The 22,833-nt window shown below is 75.7% G+C and carries 21 protein-coding genes; 11 read left to right on the top strand and 10 right to left on the bottom strand.

The features are described 5' to 3' along the window. Nucleotides 1-64: 64 nt before the first annotated feature. From ACWEPX_RS18005 to ACWEPX_RS17990, 4 genes are read right to left on the bottom strand one after another with little or no spacing between them, the layout of a single operon-like run. On the bottom strand, nt 65-1,381 hold the full coding sequence (locus tag ACWEPX_RS18005) for a protoporphyrinogen/coproporphyrinogen oxidase (RefSeq protein ID WP_451898307.1): 1,317 nt from the start codon (nt 1,379-1,381) through the stop codon (nt 65-67). Further along, nucleotides 1,381-2,325, bottom strand: coding sequence for a UbiA family prenyltransferase (locus ACWEPX_RS18000; protein WP_451898306.1), 945 nt, complete (start codon nt 2,323-2,325; stop codon nt 1,381-1,383). The genes ACWEPX_RS18005 and ACWEPX_RS18000 overlap by 1 nt, the downstream gene beginning before the upstream one ends. A gap of 14 nt (nt 2,326-2,339) precedes the next feature. After that, nucleotides 2,340-3,452 carry a DegT/DnrJ/EryC1/StrS family aminotransferase gene (locus tag ACWEPX_RS17995; RefSeq protein ID WP_451898305.1) on the bottom strand — a complete coding sequence of 371 codons (1,113 nt, stop codon included), beginning with the start codon at nt 3,450-3,452 and terminating at the stop codon, nt 2,340-2,342. After that, nucleotides 3,449-4,639, bottom strand: a complete 1,191-nt coding sequence (locus ACWEPX_RS17990) for a DegT/DnrJ/EryC1/StrS family aminotransferase (protein ID WP_451898304.1) — start codon at nt 4,637-4,639, stop codon at nt 3,449-3,451. Before ACWEPX_RS17990 ends, ACWEPX_RS17995 begins: the two co-directional genes overlap by 4 nt. A gap of 184 nt (nt 4,640-4,823) precedes the next feature. Here ACWEPX_RS17990 and ACWEPX_RS17985 point away from each other — a divergent pair, with 184 nt between their 5' ends. The 7 genes from ACWEPX_RS17985 to ACWEPX_RS17955 all read left to right on the top strand — a co-directional run bounded on the left by ACWEPX_RS17985 (nt 4,824) and on the right by ACWEPX_RS17955 (nt 12,395). Then, nucleotides 4,824-5,798: an oxidoreductase gene (locus ACWEPX_RS17985; RefSeq protein WP_451898303.1), complete on the top strand. Its 975-nt coding sequence runs from the start codon at nt 4,824-4,826 to the stop codon at nt 5,796-5,798. Continuing rightward, on the top strand, nt 5,795-6,610 hold the full coding sequence (locus tag ACWEPX_RS17980; protein WP_451898302.1) for a sugar phosphate isomerase/epimerase family protein: 816 nt from the start codon (nt 5,795-5,797) through the stop codon (nt 6,608-6,610). The genes ACWEPX_RS17985 and ACWEPX_RS17980 overlap by 4 nt, the downstream gene beginning before the upstream one ends. After that, nucleotides 6,611-7,822 (top strand): M20/M25/M40 family metallo-hydrolase, encoded by a 1,212-nt coding sequence (locus ACWEPX_RS17975; protein WP_451898301.1) that lies wholly within the window; start codon nt 6,611-6,613, stop codon nt 7,820-7,822. 896 nt (nt 7,823-8,718) lie between these two features. Continuing rightward, nucleotides 8,719-9,816: an Ldh family oxidoreductase gene (locus ACWEPX_RS17970; protein WP_451898300.1), complete on the top strand. Its 1,098-nt coding sequence runs from the start codon at nt 8,719-8,721 to the stop codon at nt 9,814-9,816. Then, nucleotides 9,816-10,784: a Gfo/Idh/MocA family protein gene (locus ACWEPX_RS17965; protein WP_451898299.1), complete on the top strand. Its 969-nt coding sequence runs from the start codon at nt 9,816-9,818 to the stop codon at nt 10,782-10,784. Before ACWEPX_RS17970 ends, ACWEPX_RS17965 begins: the two co-directional genes overlap by 1 nt. Beyond that, the gene (locus tag ACWEPX_RS17960) at nt 10,714-11,100 is read left to right on the top strand and encodes a DUF6917 domain-containing protein (protein ID WP_451898298.1); all 387 of its coding nucleotides are present in this window, start codon (nt 10,714-10,716) and stop codon (nt 11,098-11,100) included. Before ACWEPX_RS17965 ends, ACWEPX_RS17960 begins: the two co-directional genes overlap by 71 nt. After that, complete coding sequence (locus ACWEPX_RS17955; protein WP_451898297.1) at nt 11,097-12,395, top strand: FAD-dependent oxidoreductase; 1,299 nt, start codon at nt 11,097-11,099, stop codon at nt 12,393-12,395. The genes ACWEPX_RS17960 and ACWEPX_RS17955 overlap by 4 nt, the downstream gene beginning before the upstream one ends. Nucleotides 12,396-12,458: 63 nt before the next feature. On the opposite strand, the gene ACWEPX_RS17950 is transcribed toward ACWEPX_RS17955, so the two are convergent. Further along, nucleotides 12,459-13,001, bottom strand: coding sequence for an EF-hand domain-containing protein (locus ACWEPX_RS17950; RefSeq protein ID WP_451898296.1), 543 nt, complete (start codon nt 12,999-13,001; stop codon nt 12,459-12,461). Nucleotides 13,002-13,343: 342 nt separating this feature from the next. Here ACWEPX_RS17950 and ACWEPX_RS17945 point away from each other — a divergent pair, with 342 nt between their 5' ends. Beyond that, nucleotides 13,344-13,556 (top strand): hypothetical protein, encoded by a 213-nt coding sequence (locus ACWEPX_RS17945; RefSeq protein ID WP_451898295.1) that lies wholly within the window; start codon nt 13,344-13,346, stop codon nt 13,554-13,556. Next, nucleotides 13,556-14,788: a nucleotide sugar dehydrogenase gene (locus ACWEPX_RS17940; protein WP_451898334.1), complete on the top strand. Its 1,233-nt coding sequence runs from the start codon at nt 13,556-13,558 to the stop codon at nt 14,786-14,788. The genes ACWEPX_RS17945 and ACWEPX_RS17940 overlap by 1 nt, the downstream gene beginning before the upstream one ends. Here ACWEPX_RS17940 and ACWEPX_RS17935 read toward each other — a convergent pair. After that, nucleotides 14,785-15,255: a methylated-DNA--[protein]-cysteine S-methyltransferase gene (locus ACWEPX_RS17935; protein WP_451898294.1), complete on the bottom strand. Its 471-nt coding sequence runs from the start codon at nt 15,253-15,255 to the stop codon at nt 14,785-14,787. The genes ACWEPX_RS17940 and ACWEPX_RS17935 overlap by 4 nt on opposite strands. 145 nt (nt 15,256-15,400) lie before the next feature. On the opposite strand from ACWEPX_RS17935, the gene ACWEPX_RS17930 reads away from it, so the two are divergent. After that, the gene (locus ACWEPX_RS17930) at nt 15,401-15,616 is read left to right on the top strand and encodes an antitoxin (RefSeq protein ID WP_451898293.1); all 216 of its coding nucleotides are present in this window, start codon (nt 15,401-15,403) and stop codon (nt 15,614-15,616) included. A 125-nt stretch (nt 15,617-15,741) separates the two neighbouring features. On the opposite strand, the gene ACWEPX_RS17925 is transcribed toward ACWEPX_RS17930, so the two are convergent. Beyond that, nucleotides 15,742-15,966, bottom strand: coding sequence for a hypothetical protein (locus ACWEPX_RS17925; protein ID WP_451898292.1), 225 nt, complete (start codon nt 15,964-15,966; stop codon nt 15,742-15,744). A 248-nt stretch (nt 15,967-16,214) separates the two neighbouring features. Here ACWEPX_RS17925 and ACWEPX_RS17920 point away from each other — a divergent pair, with 248 nt between their 5' ends. Next, nucleotides 16,215-17,300 (top strand): S1 family peptidase, encoded by a 1,086-nt coding sequence (locus tag ACWEPX_RS17920; protein WP_451898291.1) that lies wholly within the window; start codon nt 16,215-16,217, stop codon nt 17,298-17,300. Between the two features lie 547 nt (nt 17,301-17,847). On the opposite strand, the gene ACWEPX_RS17915 is transcribed toward ACWEPX_RS17920, so the two are convergent. From ACWEPX_RS17915 to ACWEPX_RS17905, 3 genes are all read right to left on the bottom strand, one after another. After that, nucleotides 17,848-18,957 (bottom strand): hypothetical protein, encoded by a 1,110-nt coding sequence (locus ACWEPX_RS17915; protein ID WP_451898290.1) that lies wholly within the window; start codon nt 18,955-18,957, stop codon nt 17,848-17,850. Beyond that, on the bottom strand, nt 18,954-20,693 hold the full coding sequence (locus ACWEPX_RS17910) for a dynamin family protein (protein ID WP_451898289.1): 1,740 nt from the start codon (nt 20,691-20,693) through the stop codon (nt 18,954-18,956). The genes ACWEPX_RS17915 and ACWEPX_RS17910 overlap by 4 nt, the downstream gene beginning before the upstream one ends. Nucleotides 20,694-20,779: 86 nt before the next feature. Next, the gene (locus tag ACWEPX_RS17905) at nt 20,780-22,789 is read right to left on the bottom strand and encodes an IniB N-terminal domain-containing protein (protein WP_451898288.1); all 2,010 of its coding nucleotides are present in this window, start codon (nt 22,787-22,789) and stop codon (nt 20,780-20,782) included. Nucleotides 22,790-22,833: the final 44 nt, after the last annotated feature.

Raw genomic sequence — 22,833 nt, 5'->3', positions numbered from 1 at the left:
CCCCCCTCGCCCGCGGCAGCCGCCCAGCGCGGCCCGGGCAGCGCCAGCCCCCGGCGAGAACCGCTCAGCCACCGGCCACCGCCATGCTCGGCCTGCGATCCAGGACGCGGGCGCTGACCAGTTCGGCGGAGCGGATGGCGCCCTCGGTGGCGGGGCGCAGGGTGAACCAGTCGCCCGCGTACTCCACCGCCGACGGCGGGCGGCGCAGGAAGTCCTGCCGGGCGGCCAGGGCGGCCGGGGTGGGCATGGGCATGCCGTGGCGGAAGACCGAGGGCACGGTCGCTCGGCAGCGCAGGGCGGGCAGGTAGCGGGCGGCCTCGGGGAGCAGGACCTCGGCGACGCGCTCGGGCGGGCCTGCGGCCAGCTCGGCGGACGCACCCGGGCCTGCGAACAGCGTGACCTGGCCGCGGCCCTGCGGCGCGCGGTTCGGGTGCCTGCGGTCGTCGACCACGTACCCGGCGAACATCGGGTTCTCCACCGGCGGCACGAACATCCCGAAGGTGCCCTCGACCGGGGCTACCGGCACGTCGAGCAGGCAGACGAGCTTGACCATCGGCCGGTACGGCACCGCGCGCACGTACTCGGGGGCCTCCGGGTGCAGCGCGGCGGCGACCGGCGCGGGCACGGCGAGCACGACCTGCCGGGCGGTGACGTCCGCGCCGCCGACCCGCAGCCGGGCCCCGCCCAGGGCGGTGGACACCGACTCCACCGGCGTCCCGGTCGACACCTCCAGCCGCGCCGCCAGCCGCCGCGCCGGGGTGTCCATGCCGTCGCGGTAGGTGCGGAACGTGCTCGTCGGGCCGATGGCGTTCAGGTGCGCCAGCAGCGGACCGGCGCACGCCAGCGCGGTGTCCCAGCCGTAGAAGCCGCTGGCGATCGGGGCGAACAGGTAGTCGTGCAGGTCGCGGGGGCGGTGGCGGAGCAGCTCGGCCAGGGTCTGGGCGCGCAGCGGGGTGGCCTCCGGGTGGTCGGGGTCGAACCGCTTGGCGCGCAGCCGCAGGCCGGTCAGCAGCCTGCCCAGCGCGACCCGCGCGCCGAGCGACAGCCCGGCCCCGGTGCGCAGCCCGCGCGGGTCGCCGACGTCCGGGTGCGCCCGGCCCTCCCGCCACACCGCCAGCCCCGCGCCGATGCGCGGCACGTCCTCTTCGGACATGCCCAGCTCGCCGAGCAGCCGCCAGGTCGCGGGGTAGCCGTGGGTGCCGATCATCTCCGCGCCGGTGTCGATGAGGTAGCCGTCGCGGCGCAGCGACCGCATCCGCCCGCCCACGTCGTCGGCGGACTCAAAGACGTGCACCTGCCGCCCCGCCGACCGCAGCCGGTGGGCGACCACCAGCCCCGCGATGCCCGCGCCGACGACGGCGACGTCGAGGTCGGCGCCCATCAGCGGGCCGCCAGCACGGGCAGGAAGAGGTTCACCAGGATCAGCAGCGCGACGGTCGTGCGGTGGGCGTGCAGGCCGATCAGCCGCGCGCCGAGCAGGTCGCCGAGCCCGACGCCGCGGTGCAGCTGGGCCACCCGCATGGCCATCGCGGGCAGCATGGCCAGGGCGAACCACCAGGGCGCGGCCCCGAGCCCGGCCGACAGCACGATCAGCGCGATCTCGGCGACCGAGAGCGCGGCGATGAACAGCCCGTTGCCCCGCGACCCCAGCAGCACCGCGACCGTGGGCCTGCCGACGCGCGCGTCGCCCGCGGCGTCGCGGGTGTTGGAGTACACCCCGAACAGCAGCGGCCCGAGTCCGAACAGGACGGCCTGCACCACCGCGAACGGCGTCAGCGACCCGACGCACAGGCCGACGGCGGTGAGCACCAGCCCGACGCCGAACCCGGCGAGGAACACCTCCTGCCAGCCCCGGTAGCTGATCTTGAGCCCCCACGAGTACTGCACCGCCGAGACCAGGCACAGGGCCAGCAGCAGCAGCGCCCACAGCGGGCTGAACGGGGCGAACGCCGCCGTCCACACCCACACGAGCAGGCCGAGCAGGGTGGCGGCCCAGCCGAAGGCGACCGCCTCGCGCTCGGTGATCTCGCCGGTCAGCAGCGGCTTGCGGGCCAGCCGCCGGGCCGGGGCGTCCGGGCCGTAGTTGGCCGCGTCGCTGCCGTCGCGGAAGCCGGTCACGTCGTCGAAGGCGACCGCCCCGGCGACCACCCCGACGGTCCCGAGCAGGAACAGCCCCAGCGTGACCAGCACCTCCGGCGAGCCCCACGCCCCGGGCCCGCTCAGCGCCCAGGCCAGCGGCACGGCCAGGTAGTAGTCCCACACGTCGAGCTTGGCCAGCCGGGCGAACGCGCCGATCCGGCTCGGCGCGGCGGCCGCGATGCTCATCCCGGGTCTCTCCTTCAGAACGCGCAGACGCTGTCGGCGATGTGCTCGACCTCGGCGTCGGTCAGGTGCGGGTAGATCGGCAGGGCGAGCATCCGCGCGCCCGCCAGCTCGGCGTGCGGCCAGAACCGCCTGCTCCGGGCGTACTGGGCGAAGGCGGGCTGCGCGGGCAGCGGCGTCGGGTAGTAGACGTGCGTGCCCACGCCCCGCTGGGCCAGGTGCCGCCGCAGCTCGTCGCGCCGCTCGGCGAGCAGGCAGTAGACGTAGAAGCAGCGCCCGTCGCGCCCGGGCGGCGGGGCCTGGATGCCGCGGTCGGCGAGGTCGGCGAAGCGCTCGGTGTAGTACTCGGCGATGCGCGCCCGCCGCTCCAGCCGCTCGGTCAGCCCGGAGAGCCGGTGCAGCTGGTAGTCGGCGATGATCTCGTCGAAGCGGGAGTTGTAGCCGATGGCGTGGTGGACGAACCGGGTGCGCCCGTCCTGGCCGTGGTTGCGCAGCATGCGCACGAGCTGGCCGAGCGCGGCGTCGTCGGTGACGACCGCGCCGCCCTCCCCGACCGTGCCGAACGTCTTGACCTGCACGAACGAGTACACCCCCGCGTCGCCCCAGCGGCCAGCGGGCAGCCCGCCGAGCACCCCGCCCTGGGCGACCGCGGAGTCCTCGATGAGCCGCACCTCGTGCCGCTCGGCCAGCGCGCCGAGGGTGGGCATGTCGGCCATCACCGAGAACATGTGCGCGGGCATGATCGCCGCCGTCCGGTCGGTGATGGAGGTCTCGACCTCGTAGGGCTCCACGACCATCGTCCACGGGTGCACGTCGGCGAAGACCGGCGTCGCCCCGACGTTGACCACCGAGGCCGCCAGCGGCGCGCAGCCCAGCGCGGGCACGACGACCTCGTCGCCGGGCCCGATGTCCATCGCGCGCAGCACCAGCATCAGCGCGCCCGTGCCGCTGCCGCAGGCGATCACGTCGGCCGCGCCGGTGCGGGCGCGCAGCGCGGCCTCGAAGGCGGCGGTGCGCTCGCCGAGGATGAACCGCTGCGCCGGGTCGGTGCCGATGCGGCGCACCGTGGCCAGCAGCCGCTCGCGGTCGTGGTCGAACAGGTCGGGCGGGAAGAACGGCAGCGTGCTCACGACCGGCCCGCCTTGTAGAACTCGGCGATCAGCTCGCACACCCGGTCCACCGCGGAGAGGGGCAGGTCCGGGTACAGCGGCAGGGCCAGCGCGTGCGCGCACGCCGCCTCGGCGACCGGGAACTGGCCAGCGCGGTAGCCCAGCTCGGCGAAGCACGGCTGCAGGTGCAGCGGCACCGGGTAGTAGGTCTCGGTGCCCACGCCGTGGGCGGCCAGGTGCGCGGCCAGCGCGTCGCGCCGCTCGACCTCCACCAGGTAGACGTAGAACACCGGGTCGACCGGCACGTCCCTGGGCACCACGGTGGGCGTGCGCAGCACCCCGGGGCAGCCCGCCAGCCGCTCGGTGTAGGCGGCGGCCAGCGCCGCGCGGCGGGCGATGCCCTCCTCCAGCCGGGTCAGCTTGGCCAGCAGGACCGCGGCCTGGAAGTCGTCCATCTTGGAGTTGTAGCCGGGCAGCACCGTCTCGTTGTTGATGCCCGGGAAGTGCGCCAGCGTGCGGCCGAAGCGGCCGTGGTGGCGCAGCGCGGCGGCGGCGTCGGCGACCCGGTCGTCGTCGGTGATCACCGCGCCCGCGTCGCCGAGGGCGCCCAGGGTCTTGGTCGGGAAGAACGAGAGCACCCCGCCGCTGCCGAGCAGCCCGGCGTGGCGGCCGTCCCAGCGCATGCCGATCGCCTCGGCGCTGTCCTCGACCAGGCTCAGCGCGTACCGGTCGGCGACCGCGGTCAGCGCGCCGAGGTCGGCGGGCTGGCAGAACAGGTGCACCGGCATGAGCGCGCGGGTGTGGTCGGTGACCGCGTCGGCGGCCGCGCCCGGGTCGATGGCGTAGTCGTCGGGACCGATGTCGGCGAAGGCGGGCCGCCCGCCTGCCAGCGCGACCGACGACGCGGTGGCGATGAAGCTGAACGCCGGGACGACCACCTCGTCGCCGGGTTCCAGCCCGATCGCGCGCAGCAGCAGCACCAGCGCGTCGGTGCCGGAGTTCACCCCGACCACGTGGGCCGCGCCGAGGTAGTCGGCGAGGACCCGCTCGAAGCGCTCGACCATGTGCCCGTGGGAGTACTTGCCGCGGTCGACGACCTCGGCCAGGTTGGCCTCGGCCAGCGGCCACACGGCTTCGAGGGTGGCGGCCTGGGTGAAGAACGGTACCGGCACGGCTGGCGCGCGGGTGAGCGCGGCGGCGTGCTCCATGCGTGTCCTTTCCGGACGGAGCTGGGGGACGGGCGGACGCCGGTCCGCCACCCCACGCTAGCCAGGCGGACAAGCCTTGCGCCGCAACAGCTTCAAAGATCACACGGTCGTGTGGCGCGCGTTGACAGCCCTCCCAGCCGCCGCAAGGGTGTTGGGCGATCACTTCGCGGGGAGGCGGCACTGCATGCTGGGCACGCTAGTCGTGGGACTCGGCCACGCGGGCACGCGGCTGCACCTGCCGGTGCTGCGCGCCCTGCGCCCCGCGGGCGCGGACCCGGTCGTGGTGGTCGATCCGGTTCGGAGCGTCCAGCCGGGATCGGACGTGGTGCGCGCCCGCGACCTGCGCCACGCCGCCGCGCTCACCGACCCGGCCGCCACCGTCGTCCACCTCTGCACGCCCCCGGGCGCGCGGGTGGGGCCGATGACCGAGCTGGCCGGGCTGGGCTTCCGCCGCTTCCTGGTGGAGAAGCCGCTGGCGGCCGACCCCGCCGCGCTGGCCGAGGTGGTGGCGCTGGCCGAGCTGGCCGACCTCGACGTGGTCCCGATCGCGCAGTGGCGGTGCAGCGAGCTGACCCGGCGGCTGCTCGCCCTCGCCGACGAGCTGGGGCCGCCGGTGTCCATCGCGGTCCGCCAGGCCAAGCCGCGGTTCAGCCGGACCCTGGAGGGCGACGCGCACCCGAGCGCGTTCGACGTGGAGGCCCCGCACTCGGTCGCCCTGGCCCTGCGGCTGGCAGGCCCCGCCCGGGTCGCCGCCGCGGGCTGCGCCGACATGCGGCTGGGCGCCGCGGTCTTCCCGGACCTGGGCGGGGCGTGGCTGAGCCTGGCCCACGACAGCGGCGTGCGCACCGAGATCACCACCGAGCTGACGGCCCCGGTCCGCGAGCGGCGGGTGACCGTGGAGTACGCGGGCGGCCGCGCCGTCGGGCACTTCGCGGTCAGCGCCGCCGACGACTTCGCGCAGCTGGCGGTGCAGTCGCCGGGCAAGCGCACGCACGCGGTGTTCCGCGACGACGCGCTCACCGCGTTCATCGCCCGGGCCTACCGCCACTTCGCGGGCGAGCCGATGACCGGCGAGCTGGCCGCGGGCGCCGCGGTCGTCTCGCTCATCGCCGACGCCAAGCGCCTGGCCGCCGGGCTGACGGTCGAGGCGGCGCGGTGAGGGTGCTGGCGGGCATCGGCGACGAGGCCGGGCCTGCGCTGGCCGAGCAGATCGCCGCGGTGACCGGGCTGGGCTGGTCGGCCATCGAGCTGCGCACGGTGGGCGGGACCGCGCTGGCCGACCTCGACGACGCCGCCTTCGCCGCGGTGGCCGCGGCGCTGGCCGAGGCGGGGCTGGACGTGGTGTGCGTCGACTCGCGCATCGGGGACTGGTCATCGGAGATCACCGACGACTTCAGCCGCGACCTCGACGAGCTGCGCGTGCTCGCCCGCCGCTGCCCCGAGCTGGGCGCGCGGTACGTGCGGGTGATGTCCTACCCGAACGCGGGCCTGCCCGAGGCGGAGTGGGAGCGGCGGGTCCGGCGGCGGCTGCGCGAGCTGGCCGACCGGGCCGGGCAGGCCGACCTGGTGCTGCTGCACGAGAACTGCGCTGGCTGGGCCGGGTCCGACGCCGACCGCATGCTGACCCTGGTCGGCGACGGGCTGGGCCTGCTGTTCGACACCGGCAACGGGGTCGCCTACGGCTACTCCGGGGTGGACCTGCTGGCCGAGGTGGTCGACCACGTGCAGCACGTGCACATCAAGGACGGGGTGAGCGGGCCGCGGTGGACGCTGCCCGGCCGCGGCGACGCCGACGTCGCGGGCGCGCTGGCGCTGCTGGCCGCGCACGGCTACACCGGCGCGCTGTCGCTGGAGCCGCACCTGAGCCTGCGCCCGCACGAGCGCGACGGCGGCTCCGGCGAGGCGTCCGGCTTCCACGCCGCGGGCCTGGCCCTGGAGGCGCTGCTGGCCGCCTGCCCGGCGGGGGCGTGAGTGCTCACCGCCGCCGACCACGCCCTGCTGCTCGACCTGCTCGCCCTGCCGACCGCGGGCCCGCTGGAGACGGCGGACGGCCCGGTGCGGCTGTGGGAGGCCCAGAAGCGCTACGCCGAGGCGTCCGGGTTCACCGTGGTGCACCACGCGCCCGCCGACGCCGCCGTGCTCGACCGCCCGGACGTGCCCTCGACCGTGCGCGGCCGCGGCCCGGACTTCCTGGCCTGCCAGCCGAACCTGGTGCTGCGGCTGGGGCCGCCGCTGCCGGTCGAGGCCACCGTGATGTTCAACGTCCACCTGGACACCGTCGCCGGGGAGGAGCCGGTCTCCTTCGACGGCTCGGTCTTCCGCGGCCGGGGCGCGATCGACGCCAAGGGGCCCGCGGTGGCCCTGCTGGCGGGCATCCGCGACGCCGCCCGGCGCGACCCGGCGATCGGGACCGAGGTCGCGGTCCTGGTGCAGGCGGTCTCCGGCGAGGAGGGCGGCGCGATGGGCGTCTTCGGCACCCGGCCGCTGGTCGAGGCGGGGTACGTGGGGGCGCTCAACATCTTCTGCGAGCCCACCTCCGGCCGCTACCAGCCGACCGCGACCGCAGCCGCGACGGCCGAGATCCGGGTGGCGGGCGCCGACGCCATCGACGACTCCCCGGGCGCGGGCCACAACGCGACCGTCCTGCTCGGCCACATCGCCGCCTGGCTCGGCGACCGCATGGACGACCTGTGCATCGCGGGCCTGCACACCGGCACCGCGCACAACCGCGTGCACGGGACCGGCACGCTGCTGGTCAACCTGCCCTACGCGACCGCGGAGGAGGGCGCGGCGCTGACCGACGCCCTGGAGCACCACGTCGCCGACGCGCTGGCCTGCTTCGCCCTGCGCTACACCCGCTCCCGCGCCTTGGCCCGCACCGCAGCCGACGCCGACCGGATCACCAAGGTCACCTGGCGCAAGCGCGGCCTGCCCACCCTGACCGACGCGGGCCCCGCCCTGGCCGCGCTGATGACCGCGGCGGGCATCCCCCGCGGCACCGCGACCTTCACCTGCGACGCCATCTGGCTCAACGGCACCCCCACCGCCGTCCTCGGCCCCGGCGACCTGGCCACCCACCACGCCCACGCCCCCGGCGAACACGCCCCCCTCCCCGCCCTGGACGCCTTCGCCACCCAGATCTCCCGCCTGCTCCTGACCTTCGCCGCCAGGAGACCCCGCTAATGCCCCACCCCACACCCGCGCTCCCCGACCCCGGCGAGCACGTTGGCAGCCACCGCCCGCTCCTGCCACCCGCCAACCCACCCGACAAGCCCCCCACTCGCACCCCAGCCCCCGCGACCCGCCACCCACCACGCACCCCCAGCCCCCGCGACCCGCCACCCACCACGCACCCCCAGCCCCCGCGACCCGCCACCCCGGACGCCTCCCACCACCCGCATCCCCCGCCTAGCCCTGACTTTCGCCGCCAGAGCCCGCCCGTGCCCCACACCGCCACCACCCCCAACCGCAGTCCCGACCGCACCGCCCACCGCACGAACGCCGGTCCGGACACCTCCCCACCACGCCTCTCCCCAACCCTGACCTTCGCCACCACAGCCCTCCCATGACCCACACCGCTGAACCCACCCGCAGTCCCAACCACGTCGCCCACCGCGCGAACGCCGACCCGCAGATCCACCGCCAGAACCCGCCCGTGACCCGGACATCAACCACCCGACCGCACCCCTCGGCCCCAGCGACCTGCCCCACCGCAAGCCGCCCGCTCCTGACCTGCACCACCAGAACCACCCACCGAACCGCCCCGACCCCGGCACCCTCACCACCCCCAGCGAGCACGCCCCGATCCCCCACCCACACCCCAACCACCCCGACCGCAACTCTCGATCCCAACGACCCGCCCCCACGCACACCCGCCTGCTCCTGACCTACACCACCAGAACCAACCAATGAGCCACCCCGACCCCGGCACCCTCGCCCCCGGCGAGCACGCCCCGATCCCCCACCCACCCCCAACCACCCCGACCGCGGTCCTCGGCCCAGCCGGCCTTGCCGACTGACGGCTTCGCCGGTCGGGTCTCCCGCCTGCTCCTGACGTTCGCCGCCAGAAGGGCTCCCCCATGACCCACACCGCCACCGCCCCGACCGAGACGCCTGTGCGCGTGCCTGTGGCCGCGCTGCTGGACTTCACCGCCGCCGTCTTCCGCGCCTGCGGCCTGCCGCCGGTCCGCGCGGACGCGGCGGCCGAGGCGCTGTGCCACGGCGACCTCACCGGGATGAGTTCGCACGGGCTGGCCAACCTCACCCGGATCTACCTGCCGCTGCTGGATTCCGGTCGGGCTGATCCGGCCGCGGAGCCGCGGGTGGCCGCGGACCGCGGCGCGGCGGTGCTGCTCGACGGCGCTCGGGCGCTCGGGTTGTGGCTGGCGGGGGAGGCGATGGAGCTGGCCTGCAGGCGCGCCGCGGAGTACGGGATCGGGATGGTGTCGGTGCGCGGCGGGACGCACTTCGGGTGCGCCGGGCATCCGGCGCTGCGGGCCGCGCGGCACGGGATGGTCGGGGTGGTGGCGGCCAACTGCGGGCGCCAGCGCATCGCCCGCCCGCCCGGCGGGGCCGCGCCGATGCTGGGCACCAACCCGCTGGCGGTGGCCGCGCCCGCGGGCCAGAACCCGCCGTTCCTGCTGGACATGAGCACCACCGCGGCCCCCACCGGGCGGATCCGGGCGGCCGCGCGCGAGGGGCGGGCCATCCCACCGGGCTGGCTGGCCGACGACAGCGGCGCGCCGGTCACCGACCCGGCCCGCTTCGACGCGGGCGAGGCGCACCTGAGCTGGCTGGGCGCGCCCGGTCCCGGGCAGTACAAGGGCTTCGGCCTCGGCCTGATGGTCGAGGTGCTGGCCGCGCTGGTGCCCGGGGCCGGGCTGGGCCCGCTGGCCGGGTCCGGCGCCGACGACGACATCGGCTACCTCGTGCTGGCCATCGCCCCCGGCGCGCTGCGCGAGCCCGGCGCCTTCGGCCGCGACGCCGACGCGCTGTTCACCGCGCTGCTCGGCTGCCCGCCCGCCGACCCGGCCCGGCCGGTGTCCTACCCCGGCTGCCCCGAGGCCGCCCAGGCCGCCGAGGCCGCGGCCACCGGCGTCGCGCTGCCCGCCGCGCTGGTGGCCGAGCTGGCGGGCGTCGCGGACCGCTTCGGCCTGCCGCTGCCGGAGCGCCGCTGATGCGCATCGGGATCATCGGGCTCGGCGTGATCTCCCGGTTCTACCTGGCCGCCCTCGGCGACAGCGGCCCGCTGCGGCTGGCCGCGGTGTGCGACCGCAGGCGCGCGGCGCTTGCCCCGTTCCGCGGCGAGGTGCGCTGCTACGCCGACCACCGCGACCTCATCGCCGACGGCGGCTTGGACGGGGTGGTGGTGACGGTGCCCAACGACGCCCACGCCGCCGTCTGCCGCGACCTGCTCGACGCGGGCATCCCGGTCTGCGTGGAGAAGCCGCTGGCCACCACCGTCGAGGACGGGCGCGAGCTGGTCGCGCTGGCCGCCGCGCGCGGCACGGTCCTGTTCACCTCGTTCCACCGCCGCTACAACGCCCGCGTCCGCGACCTGCTGCTCGGGCTGCCGCCGCGGTGGGCGATCGACTCGGTGCGGGTGCGCTACCTCGAACGCATCGAGGAGCACGTCGGGCAGGACCAGTGGTACCTCGACCCGCAGCGCTGCGGCGGCGGGTGCGTGGCCGACAACGGCCCCAACGCGCTCGACCTGGTGCGGATGCTGCTCGGCCCGGTCCGGCTGCGGGACGCGGAGATCCGCCGCGACGCCGCGGGCGTGGACCGCTGGGCCCGGCTGCTGCTCGACGCCGAGTGCGGGGCCGGCGCCGAGGTCGAGCTGGACTGGGCGCACCCGGGGGAGACCAAGGACATCGAGGTGCGGCTGGCCGACGGGGGCGTGCGGCAGGCGGACATGCTGGCCGGGTTCACCGGGTTCAAGCAGTCGCTGTGGCACGAGTACGCCGGGGTGCTGCGCGCCTTCACCCTGGCCGTGCACGACGGCGGCCCGGACACCGCGGGTCTGGCCGCCCTGGAACTGGTGGCCGCGGCGTATCGGGCGGAAGGAGCCCAAGGTGATCGAGGACGGCGAGAAGCGGACGGTGTCCGGCACGTTGGTGAAGGTGCTGGTGCACCGCAGGGATGACCGCGGCATGCGGCTGGAGGAGTTCGCCAGCCGGTGCGTGCGCCGCGGCGAGGTGCACGAGCTGGTGACCACCGACCACGGCGTGGCCGACGGGCGCATCGACCGGGTGGGCTTCCTCGGCTTCACCGAGATCGAGCGCGGCGGGGTCATCGACCGCGGCGACGCGGTGCACATCGGCGACGCCTTCATCGGCACCGTGCTGGGGTTCGACGCCTGCCACTTCCCCAACCACTACAACATCCTCATCCACCGGGCGGCGCCGGTGACCGGCTCGGACATCGCGCTGAGCCCGGAGTCCCCGGTGCGGTTCGGGTGAGGCGAGCGGTGGTGGCGGGGGCGGGCCCGGCTGGCCTGCTCGCCGCCCGGGTGCTGCTCGACCACGCCGACGAGGTGGTGCTCGTCGAGCCGGACGAGCTGCCGGACGCGCCGCTGAGCAGGCCGGGCACCCCGCAGGCCGAGCAGTTCCACATCCTGCTGGCGCTGGCCCGCGCCCTGCTCGACCGCTGGTTCCCCGACCTGTTCGCCGACCTGGCCGCGCACGGCGTCGCGCCGATGTCCACAGCGGACGGTCGGATGGTGGTCGACGGGCGGCCCCGGCCGACCGTGCCGGACGAGCTGCTGCCCGTGCACCGGCCGATGGTCGAGTGGCACGTGCGGCGCGCGGTGCTGCCGCAGGTGAAGCTGGTCCGCGACCGCGTGGTCGGCCTGCTGGGCGACCGCTCCCGGGTGCGCGGCGTGGTGCTGGGCGGCGGGCGCTGCGACGCGGACCTGGTCGTGGACGCCAGCGGCCGGGGCACCCGGCAGGGCGAGTGGCTGCGCGCGCTGGGCGTGACCCCCGCGCCGAAGCGGCGGGTGCACCTGGACCTGGGCTACGCGACGGCCCTGTTCCACCGCACGCCCGGCCAGCGCCTGGACGGCCTGCTCGGCGTGCACTCGCTGCGGACGCCCGACTGGCCGGACCCGGGGGTGAGCTGCGTGGCCGCGGTGTCGCCGGACCGCTGGCTGTGCACGGTGTCCGGCTACGGCGCCCGCCGCCCCGGCCGCTCGGCGGAGGCGTTCCGGGAGCGCTGCGCCGCCGAGCCCGCGCCCGCGTTCGCCGAGCTGGTCCGCACCTGCCCGATGGCCTCGCCCGTCGCCGTGCACCGCTTCCCGCACAGCGTGCGCCGGGACTTCCACCGCACCGGTGGGCAGCCCGCGGGCCTGGTGACCGTCGGCGACGCGGTGGCCTCGTTCAACCCCATCTACGGCCAGGGGGTGCCGTCGGCGGCCCTGCACGCCTCCGCGCTGCACGCCTGGCTGCTGGAGGGGTCCGCGGTGGGCGGCTACTTCGAGCGGCTGCGGGTGCTGGTGGACGCGGCGTGGCAGACCTCGGTCATCGGCGACTTCCGCCTCCCGCACGTGCGCGGCGAGCGCCCGCCGGGGCACCGGGTCATGCAGGCCGTCGGGGCCGCGGTCGACCGGGCGGCGATGGCCGACCCGGTGGTGACCCGCCAGCTCCTCGACGTGATCAACATGCGGGCGCACCCGCGCGAGCTGCTGCGCCCGGAGATCCTGGCGCGCACGGCGGCCAACGAGGCCCGGCTGCTGCTGCCCCGGCTGCTGGGGCGCTGACCGCACGGCCGCGGGCCCCGGGGGATCGCCCCGGGGCCCGCGGCCGTGGTCAACCGTGCGGGGTCAGCGGCCCAGCAGGTTGATGTCGGACGTGCCCTGGTGGTAGGCCCGGACCGCGTCCACGCATTCCTCGACCGACAGCGTGCCGCTGCCGTTGGTGTCCAGCTGGGCGAAGGCGTCGTCGGCCTGGGTGGCGTCCACGCCGATGGCCTGCATCCAGCGCTTGAACTCGGTCTTGTTGACCTCGCCGTCGCCGTCGGTGTCGCACAGGTCGACGATGGCCTCGATCGTGGGGCGCAGGTTGCGGTCGAAGCCCGCGTCGCCGCCGTCGACCAGCTCCCGCTCGGAGACCTGCAGGAACTGGTCCATCGTGACCTTGCCCTGCGCGCCGACCTTGGCCTTGGCGGCCAGCTTGTCCCACATGCCCAGGTACGCCGACATCAGCGCCCGGCCCTTGGGGTTGTTCTCCTGCTCCCCGAACGCCTGCAGGATGCGCCGGGCCTCGGTCTCGTAGTCGGACTTGTCGATGGTTCCGTCGCCGTTGGCGTCCCAGAGCTCGAACCGGCGCTTGAGGCGGCTGTCCTGGACGCTAGCGCTTGCAGTCACGACCGTGCTCCTTACGGATTTCTCTGGCGTTTCCTGTGTCCCGGGAGCGCACCGCGCATTCGGCGAAGCTCCGCGATCACGACACTAGCGCCGCTCGAAGAATCCAGCACCGACCAAGCCGACCCCTTTTCGGGTGCTTTACCCCTCCCCGATCGGTTGGCCGCAGTCACCCTGCGCCAAGCCCCAGGCCAGCGGATATGGCTCAGGCGCGGAGTTTAGCGATTCGACAGCCGCGGCGCGGTGGGCGATCGAGTGAAATACCGCCACCCGATTCGGCGACTGCCGGGGGCCGCGATTCCGGCGAATATGGGCGCAACCACTCGATCGAGCCGTGGAGGAATCATGGCATTCACCCGTGCGGTGCGGATCGGCGCGGTGGTCGACGCCGCGAGCCCGGCCCACCCCGACCCGGCGACCAGCGGCCACGCGCCCGGACCCACCCCCACCCGGGTGGTCACCGACCTGGTGGCCCGCCGCCGTCCCGGGTCGCCCGCCCGCGGCGGCACGGCCCCGCTCGACCGGATCGGGCCGGGGCGCGCCGGCTCCCGCGCGTGATGGGGCTCGACCTGGTGGTCGTCGGCCTCGGCTACGTCGGCCTGCCGCTGGCCCGCCGGGCCTGCGCGGCCGGGCTGTCGGTCGCGGGCGTCGACATCTCCCGGGAGGTGGTCGCGGGGCTGCGCGCGGGCCGCTCGCACATCGGCGGCATCCCCGACGGCGACATCGCCGCCATGCTCGACGCCGGTTTCACCGCGACGGTCAACCCGGCGCCGGTGGGCGCGGCGGACACGGTCGTGATCTGCGTGCCGACCGGGCTGGTCGACGGCGAGCCCGACCTCGGGCCGCTGCTGTCGGCGGCCCGCGCGGTCGCCCGGCACCTGCGGCCGGGGACGCTGGTCGTGCTGGAGTCCACCAGCTACCCCGGCACCACCGAGGAGGTGCTCGCCCCGGCGCTGGAGTCCGGCGGGCTGGTCGCGGGCGCGGACTTCCACCTGGCCTTCTCCCCCGAGCGCATCGACCCCGGCAACACCGAGTTCTCCTTCGAGAACACGCCCAAGATCGTCAGCGGGCTGACGCCCGTGTGCGCCAAGCGGTGCGCGGCCTTCTACGAGGACCTGGTGGACAGCGTGGTCGTCGCGGCGGGCTTGCGCGAGGCCGAGACGGCCAAGCTGCTGGAGAACAGCTACCGCCTGGTCAACATCGCCCTGGTGGACGAGCTGGCGGTGTTCTGCGCGGGGCTGGGCGTGGACGTGTGGGACGTGCTGCGCTGCGCGGCGACCAAGCCGTTCGGGTTCCAGCCGTTCACCCCCGGACCCGGCGTCGGCGGCCACTGCATCCCGGTCGACCCGCGCTACCTGGCCAGCCGGGCGCGCTCGGCCGGGCTGCCCGCGACCATGGTGGACACCGCGCTGGCGGTGACCGCGGGCATGCCCGGGTACGTGGCCCGGCGGGCGCGGGACCTGCTCGCCCGGGGCGGGCGGGTCGCCGGGGCGCGGGTGGCGCTGGTGGGCGTGGCGTACAAGGCGGACGTGGCCGACACGCGCGAGTCGCCCGCCGTCGCCGTGGTCCGCCACCTGCGGGCCCTCGGCGTCGAGGTCGGCTACCACGACCCGCACGTCGCGCAGTTCACTGTGGACGGGGTGCCGGTGCCGCGCGCCGCAGGAGCGGTGGACCTCGCCATCGTGCTCCAGGACCACCGCGCGGTCGACCTGCCTGCCGTCGTCCGCTCGGCGCGGTCCGTGCTGGACACCCGCGGGGTTGCCGCGGGCGACCACGTGGAGCGGCTCTAGCGGGTCTCGAAGTCCAGCAGGAAGCGCTTGCGCTCGACGCCGCCGCCGTAGCCGGTGAGGTCGCCGGTCGAGCCGACCACGCGGTGGCAGGGGACGATCACGCTGATCGGGTTGCGCCCGTTGGCCGCGCCGACGGCGCGGGACGCGGCGGGCCGGGCCACCCGCCGGGCGAGCTCGCCGTAGCTGATCGTCTCGCCGTAGGGGATCTCGCACAGGGCGCGCCAGACCTCCTGCTGGAACGGGGTGCCGTGCAGGCGCAGCGGGACGTCGAACTCGGTCAGCTCGCCGGTGAAGTAGGCGGCGAGCTGGGCCTTGACCTCGGGCAGGATGGTCTCGTCGCGCTCGCCGAACGTGCTCTCCACCGGGCGGTGGCGCTGGTCGACCATGTACAGGCCGGAAAGGATGCCGTCGGTGGCGACCAGGGTGAGCGGGCCGACCGGGCTGTCGATGACGGTGTGCGCACGCACTGTGGTTCCTCGCTTTCGTGTCCGGTCCAGGATGGCGCGCGGGCGGGTGGGCGCGCTGGCGGGAATCGGCCACAGCGGTTCACCGGGAACCGATCGGGGTACCTCGACGTTGACATCACGAGGGTCGCAGAGGGAAAGGACCGCTATGGCGCTGATCAAGCGACTGACCGCCCTCGCGGGGGCCGCGGCCGCCGCGAGCAGCTATGCCCGCAAGCATCCGGAGAAGGTGGACCGCTGGGCCGCCAAGGCGGGTCAGTTCGTCGACCGGCGCACGAACGGCAAGTACCACGACCGGATCGGCTCGGTGGTGCGCAAGGTGCAGGACACCGCGCACGGCCGCCGCGCTCCCCGCCCCCACTGAGGTTCCGCGGCCCCCGACGCCGATCGCCGGACGCCCCGGCCGGGTTTCGCCCCTTGCCCGGCCGGGGCTCCGCCGTGCCCGGGGCCAGTCCGCCATGCCCGAAGTCAGTCCGCCGTGCCCAGGGGTCAGGACGGCGGCAGCGCGTCGATGATGTCGGCCATCGTGATCCAGTCCGGGGTGGCAGGCGCGTCCTCGTCCAGCGGGACGACCGGCAGCCGCCACCAGTCCCCGTGCGGGTGCCGCTGCGGCGGCCCGGAGATGACCCCGAGGCCGATGTACTGGGGATGACCCGCGCGCAGGTCGTACATCCCGAAGGTGACCACGGTCCCGGGCTCCGGCCAGGTGTTCATCGCTCCCCCGATCTCGCCCCTGCTCCGCGCAATCCTGACACACCCCTCACCCGGTCGGCGTAATGACAGGCCACACGATCGTGTCTACCCGATCGGCGGGCGGTCGGTGACCGGTCCCCCAAACCGCTGATCATCGGATGTCTTAGGACTCCTGTCCGCTTCGGCGTCGGATCACCGCTCCCACCGGGCACCCCTGGAGGACCGGTCCGGGGAGCAGCGCCCCGGTCCCAGCTGAACGGAGTGGACAGATGCGCAAGGCACTAGGCATCGTCGCGGGCGCGGTCTGCCTGGCCGCGGGCTTGGCGGTCAATGCCCCCGCCGGGGCCGCGCCGCAGGGGGCGATACCCGCGCTGGAGCGGGATCTGGGGCTCACCACCGCCGAGGTGCGCGACCTGCTCGGCCGCGAGGCGGCCGCCAGGGCGCTCGTTCCCGCCGTGTCGGAGGCGGCAGGAGCGGCGTTCGGCGGCGTCTGGCTGGAGCGGGGCGCGGTGCGCGTCGCGGTGGCCGACCCGGCCGCCGTGCCCGCGGTGGCCGCGGCGGGCGGCACGGCCGAGGTGGTGGCGCACCCGGCGACCGCGCTGGCCGAGGTCAAGTCGGCCTTGGACGCCCGCGCCGCAGACGCGCCCGCCGAGATCACCGGGTGGTACGTCGACGTGCGGTCGAACGCGGTCGTGGTGAACGCGCTGTCCGATTCGGCCGCGGTGAAGTCCTTTGTGGATGATTACGCCGCGGTCCGGGTGCAGCTGGTCGACGCCCGCCCCCGCCTGTACGCCGACGTGGTCGGCGGGGACGCCTACTACATCAACAACAGCAGCCGCTGCTCCATCGGCTTCGCCGTGGAAGGCGGCTTCGTCACCGCGGGCCACTGCGGCGAGGCGGGCGCGGCCGTCGAGGGCTCCGACAAGTCGGCGATGGGCACGGTCGAGGCGTCGACCTTCCCCGGCGACGACTACGGCTGGGTCCGCACCAACGACTCGTGGACGCCCAGCCCGGTCGTCAAGGGCTACGACTCGGCCGACGTGACCGTCACCGGCGCCGAGCAGGCCGCCGTCGGCGCCAGCATCTGCCGCTCCGGCTCGACCACGGGCTGGCACTGCGGCACCGTCGAGTCCCTCGACGAGACCGTCCAGTACCCCCAGGGCACCGTCAGCGGTCTGACCAGGACCAACGTCTGCGCCGAGCCGGGCGACTCCGGCGGCTCGTGGGTCAGCGGCACCCAGGCGCAGGGCGTCACCTCCGGCGGTTCCGGGGACTGCGACACCGGCGGGACGACGTACTTCCAGCCGGTGGGCGAGATCCTGGAGGCCTACGGCCTGACCCTGGTCACCGGCTGACCACCCACGCCCGTGGCGCCCACCCTGCTGGGGTGGGCGCCACGGCTTGCGCGCGGACGGCGGCAGGGGTGGGTGGCTAGCGCTGGAGCAACCCGGCCCAGCTACGGGCCAATACGCCCGCCGCCGCGCGGATCGGGGCAAGGAGCGACCCGTCGAGGACGTGGGCAGCTAAGGCTGAGCAGCCCGACGCAACTACGGGCCAAGGCACCCGCCGCCACGCGAACCGAGGCCGAGAGCGACCCGCCGAGGACGTGGGCAACTAGCGCTGGAGCGGCCCGGCGCAACGCGAGCAAGTCACCCGGCGCAACTGCGAGCCAGGACACCCGCCACCGCGCGCACCGCGGCCCAGAGCGACCCATCGAGGGCGTGGGTGGCTAGCGCTGGACCGACCTGGCGCAACTGCGCGTCAGGACACGCGCACCGGGGGCCGGGAGCGACCCGTCAAGGGCGTGGGCGGCTAACGCTGGAGCACCGGCGCAACCGCGGGCCAGGACGCCCGACGCGGCGCGGACCGGGGCCGAGAGCGACTCGTCGAGGGGGTGGGTGGTTAGCGCTGGAGCAGTCCGGCGCAGCTGCGGGCCAGGACGCTCGCTGCGGCGCGGACTGGGGGCGGGAGGGATTCGTCGAGGGCGTGGGTGCGCCAGCGCAGGAGGGCGGTGTAGGGGTCGGCTGGGGGGCGGGCGGCGAGGAGGTCTGCGGCCTCGGCGACGGCGGCGTCGCCGAGGGGGGCGAGGGACAAGCGGCCGGAGCGGAGGGTGGCGGCGAGGCGGAGTTCGCGCAGCGGGTGGGCGGCGGCGCGGACCCGTTCGACCTCGGCGGCGACGCCTGGGCGCGGGTCGGCGGCGATCAGGGATTCCAGGGCGGTCAGCGCGGTGTGGGCGCGCAGGAGGTCCGCGTGGTCGGCGAAGGACTCGGCGATCGCGGAGCGCAGGTCGCCGATGCCGCTGGCCTTGGCCAGCTCGGCCCGCACATCCACCGCGCGCCGGGCTGCCGACAGGGCCAGCCGCAGGCCGAAGGCGCCCAGGCGCTCCACCAGGGCGGCGCGGTCGGCGGCGGAGGCGGGCAGGGGCGCTGCGGTGAAGCGGTCCACCGACAGCAGCGCGGGCTCCAGCTCGCCGCGCGGCACCGCGGCCAACGCCCGCAGCAGCGCCTCCTCAGCCGGGGTCAGCGTCACCGCGGCCACCGCGGCCAGGCCGGACACCGCGACCACGTCCTGGCAGAACGCGCCCAGCTCGCCGCGCGCGTGCCTGCGGGCCAGCAGGCGCGCCGACACCATCGCGTCCACCCGGCCGCCGCCCAGCTCGTCGGCCCGGGAGAGCACCGCGATCGCCGAGAGCGGGTGCAGCGACCGCGGGAACGGCGGCGTCGGGCGGGGCAGCAGGACCAGCGCCGCATCGTGGTCGCCGTCGCCGTCGATCAGCTCCACCGGCCCCGGCCAGTCCACCACCAGCCGCGACGCCCGCGCGGTGAACGGCTCGCCGACGACGGCGTCCAGCAGCGTCGAGCGGCCCGACCCCGGCGCGCCGACGGCGGCCACGCGCAGCGGTCCGGCCAGCGCGGCCCTGCGGGCGTCGAGGAACGCCGTGGCGCGCGCGTCGCCGCGGTAGGCGGCGCTCAGGGTGTCCACAAGGGACCATACGGCGGTGATCAGGCTCATGCGGTCAGTCCACGCGGGACGGTCAGCGGACGGCGGGCCGACTCGGCGCGCCCGCGCAGGGCGGTGAGCCGGGTCAGGTCGCGGCGCACGCCCGCGATCAGCTCCGCGCGCCGGGCGGCGGCCGCGTCGACGGCGCGCTTGACCCGCCGGGCCGACTCGGCGGCCTCGGCGTGGACCTCGCCCGCAACCTCCTCGACGCGGTCTCGCAGTGCCCGGTGGATCAGGCGGACCGCGTCGCGGGTCTGCTTGCCGTAGGCGAGGAAGAAGTCGTCGACGTGCCGCTGGGCGGCGGTCTTGGCCACCGCCTGGCGGCGCTTGAGCCGCGCGCCGCGCTCCTCGAAGACGCTGCGCGCCCCGAAGGCCACGCCAGCGCCGATGGAGATGGGGTTGATCAGCGGCAGCCCGGCCAGCGTGGTGGCCAGGCCGGACATCAGCAGGCCGCTGTAGGAGCCGCGCAGGCCGACGAACGCCTTCTGCACCGGGGTGAACGGTTCCACCTTCGGCGTGCGCAGGTCGGTGACGCCCGCGGCGTCGAGCACCGCGGGCAGGTCGCCGACCTCGGCCGCCAGCCGCCCGGCGATCCACTCGAACCGGCGCAGCAGCCAGTCGGCGTTGGTCTCGGCCACGGTGGTCAGCGTCGCGCGCATCCACTCGGCGAACTCGGGCCACACCTTGATCGGGTCGGCCTGCTCGAAGTAGTCGTCGACCTCGCGCAGGACGCGGCGGGTGCGGTCGCGCAGGTCGTAGTCGACGTCGGCGGTGAGGTCGGCGACGTCGTCGGCCAGCTGGGTCTGCATGCGGGCGGCGTCGCGGCGCACCCGCTCGGCCCGCCTGGTCGCCGCGGCCACGCCGTCCTGGGACACCGCGGGCGGCAGCGCGGCGGCGCGGGCGCGCACCGGCCCCAGGAGCTCGTCCACGACCACCGCGCAGGTCGCCGCGGCCGCGCGCCCCGCGGCGGCGGTCGGGTCGGCCAGCACGGCGGCGCGCAGGCACTCCACCAGCGCGGTGAACCCGGACTCGGCGTTGAGCGCGCGGTCGCCGGAGCGGGCGGCGGCCAGCCGCAGCGCCGAGGACACCGGGACCACGGGCGCGGGCACCCCGGCGTCGGCCAGCCGGTTGCGGTCCAGCTCGGCGACGTGCCGCCAGCGCGGCACCATGTCGATCTTGGTGAGCACGACGGCGACCGCCGGGCACAGCCGGGCGACCTGGCCGAGCAGGTCCAGCTCCAGCGGGGTGAGCGCGGCGGTGGCGTCGCTGACCAGCAGCGCGCAGTCGGCCTCGGCCAGCGCGGCCATCGCCAGCTCGGTGCGCCTGCCGGTCGGCTCGCCCACCGGCGGGGCGTCGACCAGGACCAGGCCCGCGCCGAGCAGCGCGCGGGGCAGGCCGATCTCCGCGCCCACGGCGTCGGGGTGCTGGTTGGCCCTGGCGGTCGCGGTCTCGACCGGACCGCCCGCGTCGGCCGCGCCGAGCAGGGCCGCGGTCGGGGCGTCGGCGTGCTTGACGACGGCGGGCACGGCGGTGGTGGCGTCGTCGCCCACCGCGCAGACGGGCGCGCCGAGCAGGGCGTTGACCAACTGGCTCTTGCCCTGCCCCTGGCAGCCGAACACCACAACCCGGCGCGCTGGCCCGAGCAGCCCGGCCCTGCGGTCGCGCAACCGCTGCGCCAGGTCTGGCCGGTCGAACTCGACGCAGGCGCGGATCGTGTCGTCCACCAGCTCCAACCAGGGTGCCGTCACCCGGACGAGTGTGCCGGGTCCGCGTGCGCGGGGAAACCGAAGGCGGGGCCGCCCCGACCCGACCCCGCCCCCGGCACGCGCGACGGTCAGCCCTCCAGGCCCAGCGCGCCGGTCACGCCGTCGACGTCGAGCAGGCCGCCGTCGCCGGTCACCGCGCCGGTGACGTCGCCGACCGGGGAGTCGGCGACCAGCTCGCCCGCGGTCTGCGGGAGGCTGCCCAGCTCCGGCAGCGGGTTGGCCACCGGCAGGTCCACCGGCAGGTCGGCGGGCAGGTCCGCCAGCTCGGGCACCTCGACCTCGGGAACCTCGACCGGCAGGTCGGCCAGGTCCGGGACCTCGACGGGCAGCTCGGCCAGCTCGGGGAGCTCGGCGGGCAGCTCCGGCACGGCGACCGGGAGGCTGTCCAGCTGCGGAACGTCGACGGGGGCGGCGGGCAGGAGGTCGCCGAGGCCGGCGGCGGACAGGTCGCCGCCGGAGGTGACGTAGTTGGCGACGGTCCCCACGGTGACATCCCCGGCGCGCAGGGCGTCGGCGTCGAGCAGACCGGTCACGTCATCGAGCGCGGGCTGACCACCGGGGACGAGCCCCTGCCCGAACCCGTCCGCGTCGAGCGAGGGCTGACCGCCGAGGGCGAGGTCCCGCCCGAAGACATCGGCGTCGAGCGTGGACTGACCGCCAAGGGCCAGCTCCTGCCCGAACACGTCGGCCTCCAGCGCGGGCTGACCGCCGAGGGCGAGCTTCTGTCCGAACACATCGGCCTCCAGCGCGGACTGACCGCCAAGGGCCAGCTCCTGCCCGAAGGCGTCGGCCTCCAGCGTGGACTGACCGCCGAGGGTGAGCTTCTGTCCGAAGGCATCGGCGTCGAGCGCGAGGCCGTCGGCGGTGCTGACGCTGCCGCCCAGGGGGCCGAAGCCGGTGTCCAGCGCCGCAGCGCCGCCGTCGGTGGAGACGACGGCATCCGCGTCGAGCCCGCCGAGGGCGGTCGCGCCGCTGAAGCCCGCTGCGGCGCCGTCGGTGCCAGCGGCGAGGGCGCCTTCGCCGGTGGCGAGGTTGGAGGCGAGGTCGAAGCTGCCTGCGGCGCCGCCGGTGGTGATGGCGGTGTCGCCGCCTGCGTAGACGTCGTCGTTGGCGACGGCGAAGGCCCCCGTGGCACCCCCGGTGGTCGCGGCGAACGCGGTGCCGTAGCCCACGCCACCTGCTTCGCCGACGAAGGTCCCCGCCGCCCCCTCGGTGGAGGCCGCGAACTCACCCGTCCCGCCTGCGTAGTCGGACTCCAAGCGGTAGCCACCCGCAGCGCCCTCAGTCGACGCCGCGAACTCACCCGCTCCCGCGGCATGCTCGGACGCGAAGCGGTAGCCGCCCGCAGCGCCATCGGTTGTGGCGGCGAACTCGCCCGCTCCGGTGGCGTGCTCGGACGCGAAGCGGTAGCTGCCCGCAGCGCCGTCCGTCGTGGCGGCGAACTCGCCCGTGGAAGTCGCGTAGTCGGAGGCGAAGCGATACTCGCCTGCGGTGCCGTCTGGGGTGACGGTGGCGGCGCTGGCTGCGTAGACGTCATCTCGGGCTACGGCGAAGGCACCCGCAGCGCCATCGGTGGAGGCGGTGAACTCGGTGCCGTAGCGGGCGTCGGCGGTCTGGCCTGCGAGCGAGCCCGCTGCACCGTCGGTGGAGGCTGCGAGGTCGCCGGTCGCGGCGGCGTAGTCGGAGGTGAAGCGGTATTCGCCTGCGGCTCCTTCCGTGGACAGGGCGGCGGTTCCGCCCGCGTAGGCGGCGTCGGCGTCGGTGCCGAAGTCCGCGGCGAGGCCGTTGGCCGCGGCGGTGAGGTCGGTGGCGGCGTTGGCGGTGTCGGAGTGGATGGTGAAGTCGCCCGCGGCGTCGGCGAGGGCTTGGAGTTGGCCGATGGCGGTGCCGTCGGCGGCCAGGGCGGGGGCGTAGTCGACGACCAGGGGGATGACGTCCTGGACGTCGGCTGCGGTGATGTCGTCCAGACCGGCGGCCGACAGGCAGGAGCCCGGGTCGGCGGCGAAGGCCGAGCGGGCGGCGTCGTCGGTGAGGAGGGTGAGCACGAAGTCGTGCAGGGTCTGGTCGGGGGTGATCACGGGGACCGGCTCCAAAGCTGGGGAAGGGTTCGGCCCGGCCGGGG

The organism is Actinokineospora sp. NPDC004072 (assembly GCF_053604195.1).
This window is presented reverse-complemented; position numbering and strand designations above follow the sequence as displayed.

Excerpts from the sequence above, each read along its gene's own strand:
- ACWEPX_RS18000 (WP_451898306.1), bottom strand. The coding sequence starts at position 2,325 with ATGAGCATCGCGGCCGCCGCGCCGAGCCGGATCGGCGCGTTCGCCCGG.
- ACWEPX_RS17990 (WP_451898304.1), bottom strand. The coding sequence starts at position 4,639 with ATGGAGCACGCCGCCGCGCTCACCCGCGCGCCAGCCGTGCCGGTACCG.
- ACWEPX_RS17965 (WP_451898299.1), top strand. The coding sequence starts at position 9,816 with ATGCGCATCGGGATCATCGGGCTCGGCGTGATCTCCCGGTTCTACCTG.
- ACWEPX_RS17915 (WP_451898290.1), bottom strand. The coding sequence starts at position 18,957 with ATGAGCCTGATCACCGCCGTATGGTCCCTTGTGGACACCCTGAGCGCC.
- ACWEPX_RS17970 (WP_451898300.1), top strand. The coding sequence starts at position 8,719 with ATGACCCACACCGCCACCGCCCCGACCGAGACGCCTGTGCGCGTGCCT.
- ACWEPX_RS17930 (WP_451898293.1), top strand. The coding sequence starts at position 15,401 with ATGGCGCTGATCAAGCGACTGACCGCCCTCGCGGGGGCCGCGGCCGCC.
- ACWEPX_RS17925 (WP_451898292.1), bottom strand. The coding sequence starts at position 15,966 with ATGAACACCTGGCCGGAGCCCGGGACCGTGGTCACCTTCGGGATGTAC.
- ACWEPX_RS17940 (WP_451898334.1), top strand. The coding sequence starts at position 13,556 with ATGGGGCTCGACCTGGTGGTCGTCGGCCTCGGCTACGTCGGCCTGCCG.
- ACWEPX_RS17920 (WP_451898291.1), top strand. The coding sequence starts at position 16,215 with ATGCGCAAGGCACTAGGCATCGTCGCGGGCGCGGTCTGCCTGGCCGCG.
- ACWEPX_RS17985 (WP_451898303.1), top strand. The coding sequence starts at position 4,824 with ATGCTGGGCACGCTAGTCGTGGGACTCGGCCACGCGGGCACGCGGCTG.
- ACWEPX_RS17945 (WP_451898295.1), top strand. The coding sequence starts at position 13,344 with ATGGCATTCACCCGTGCGGTGCGGATCGGCGCGGTGGTCGACGCCGCG.
- ACWEPX_RS18005 (WP_451898307.1), bottom strand. The coding sequence starts at position 1,381 with ATGGGCGCCGACCTCGACGTCGCCGTCGTCGGCGCGGGCATCGCGGGG.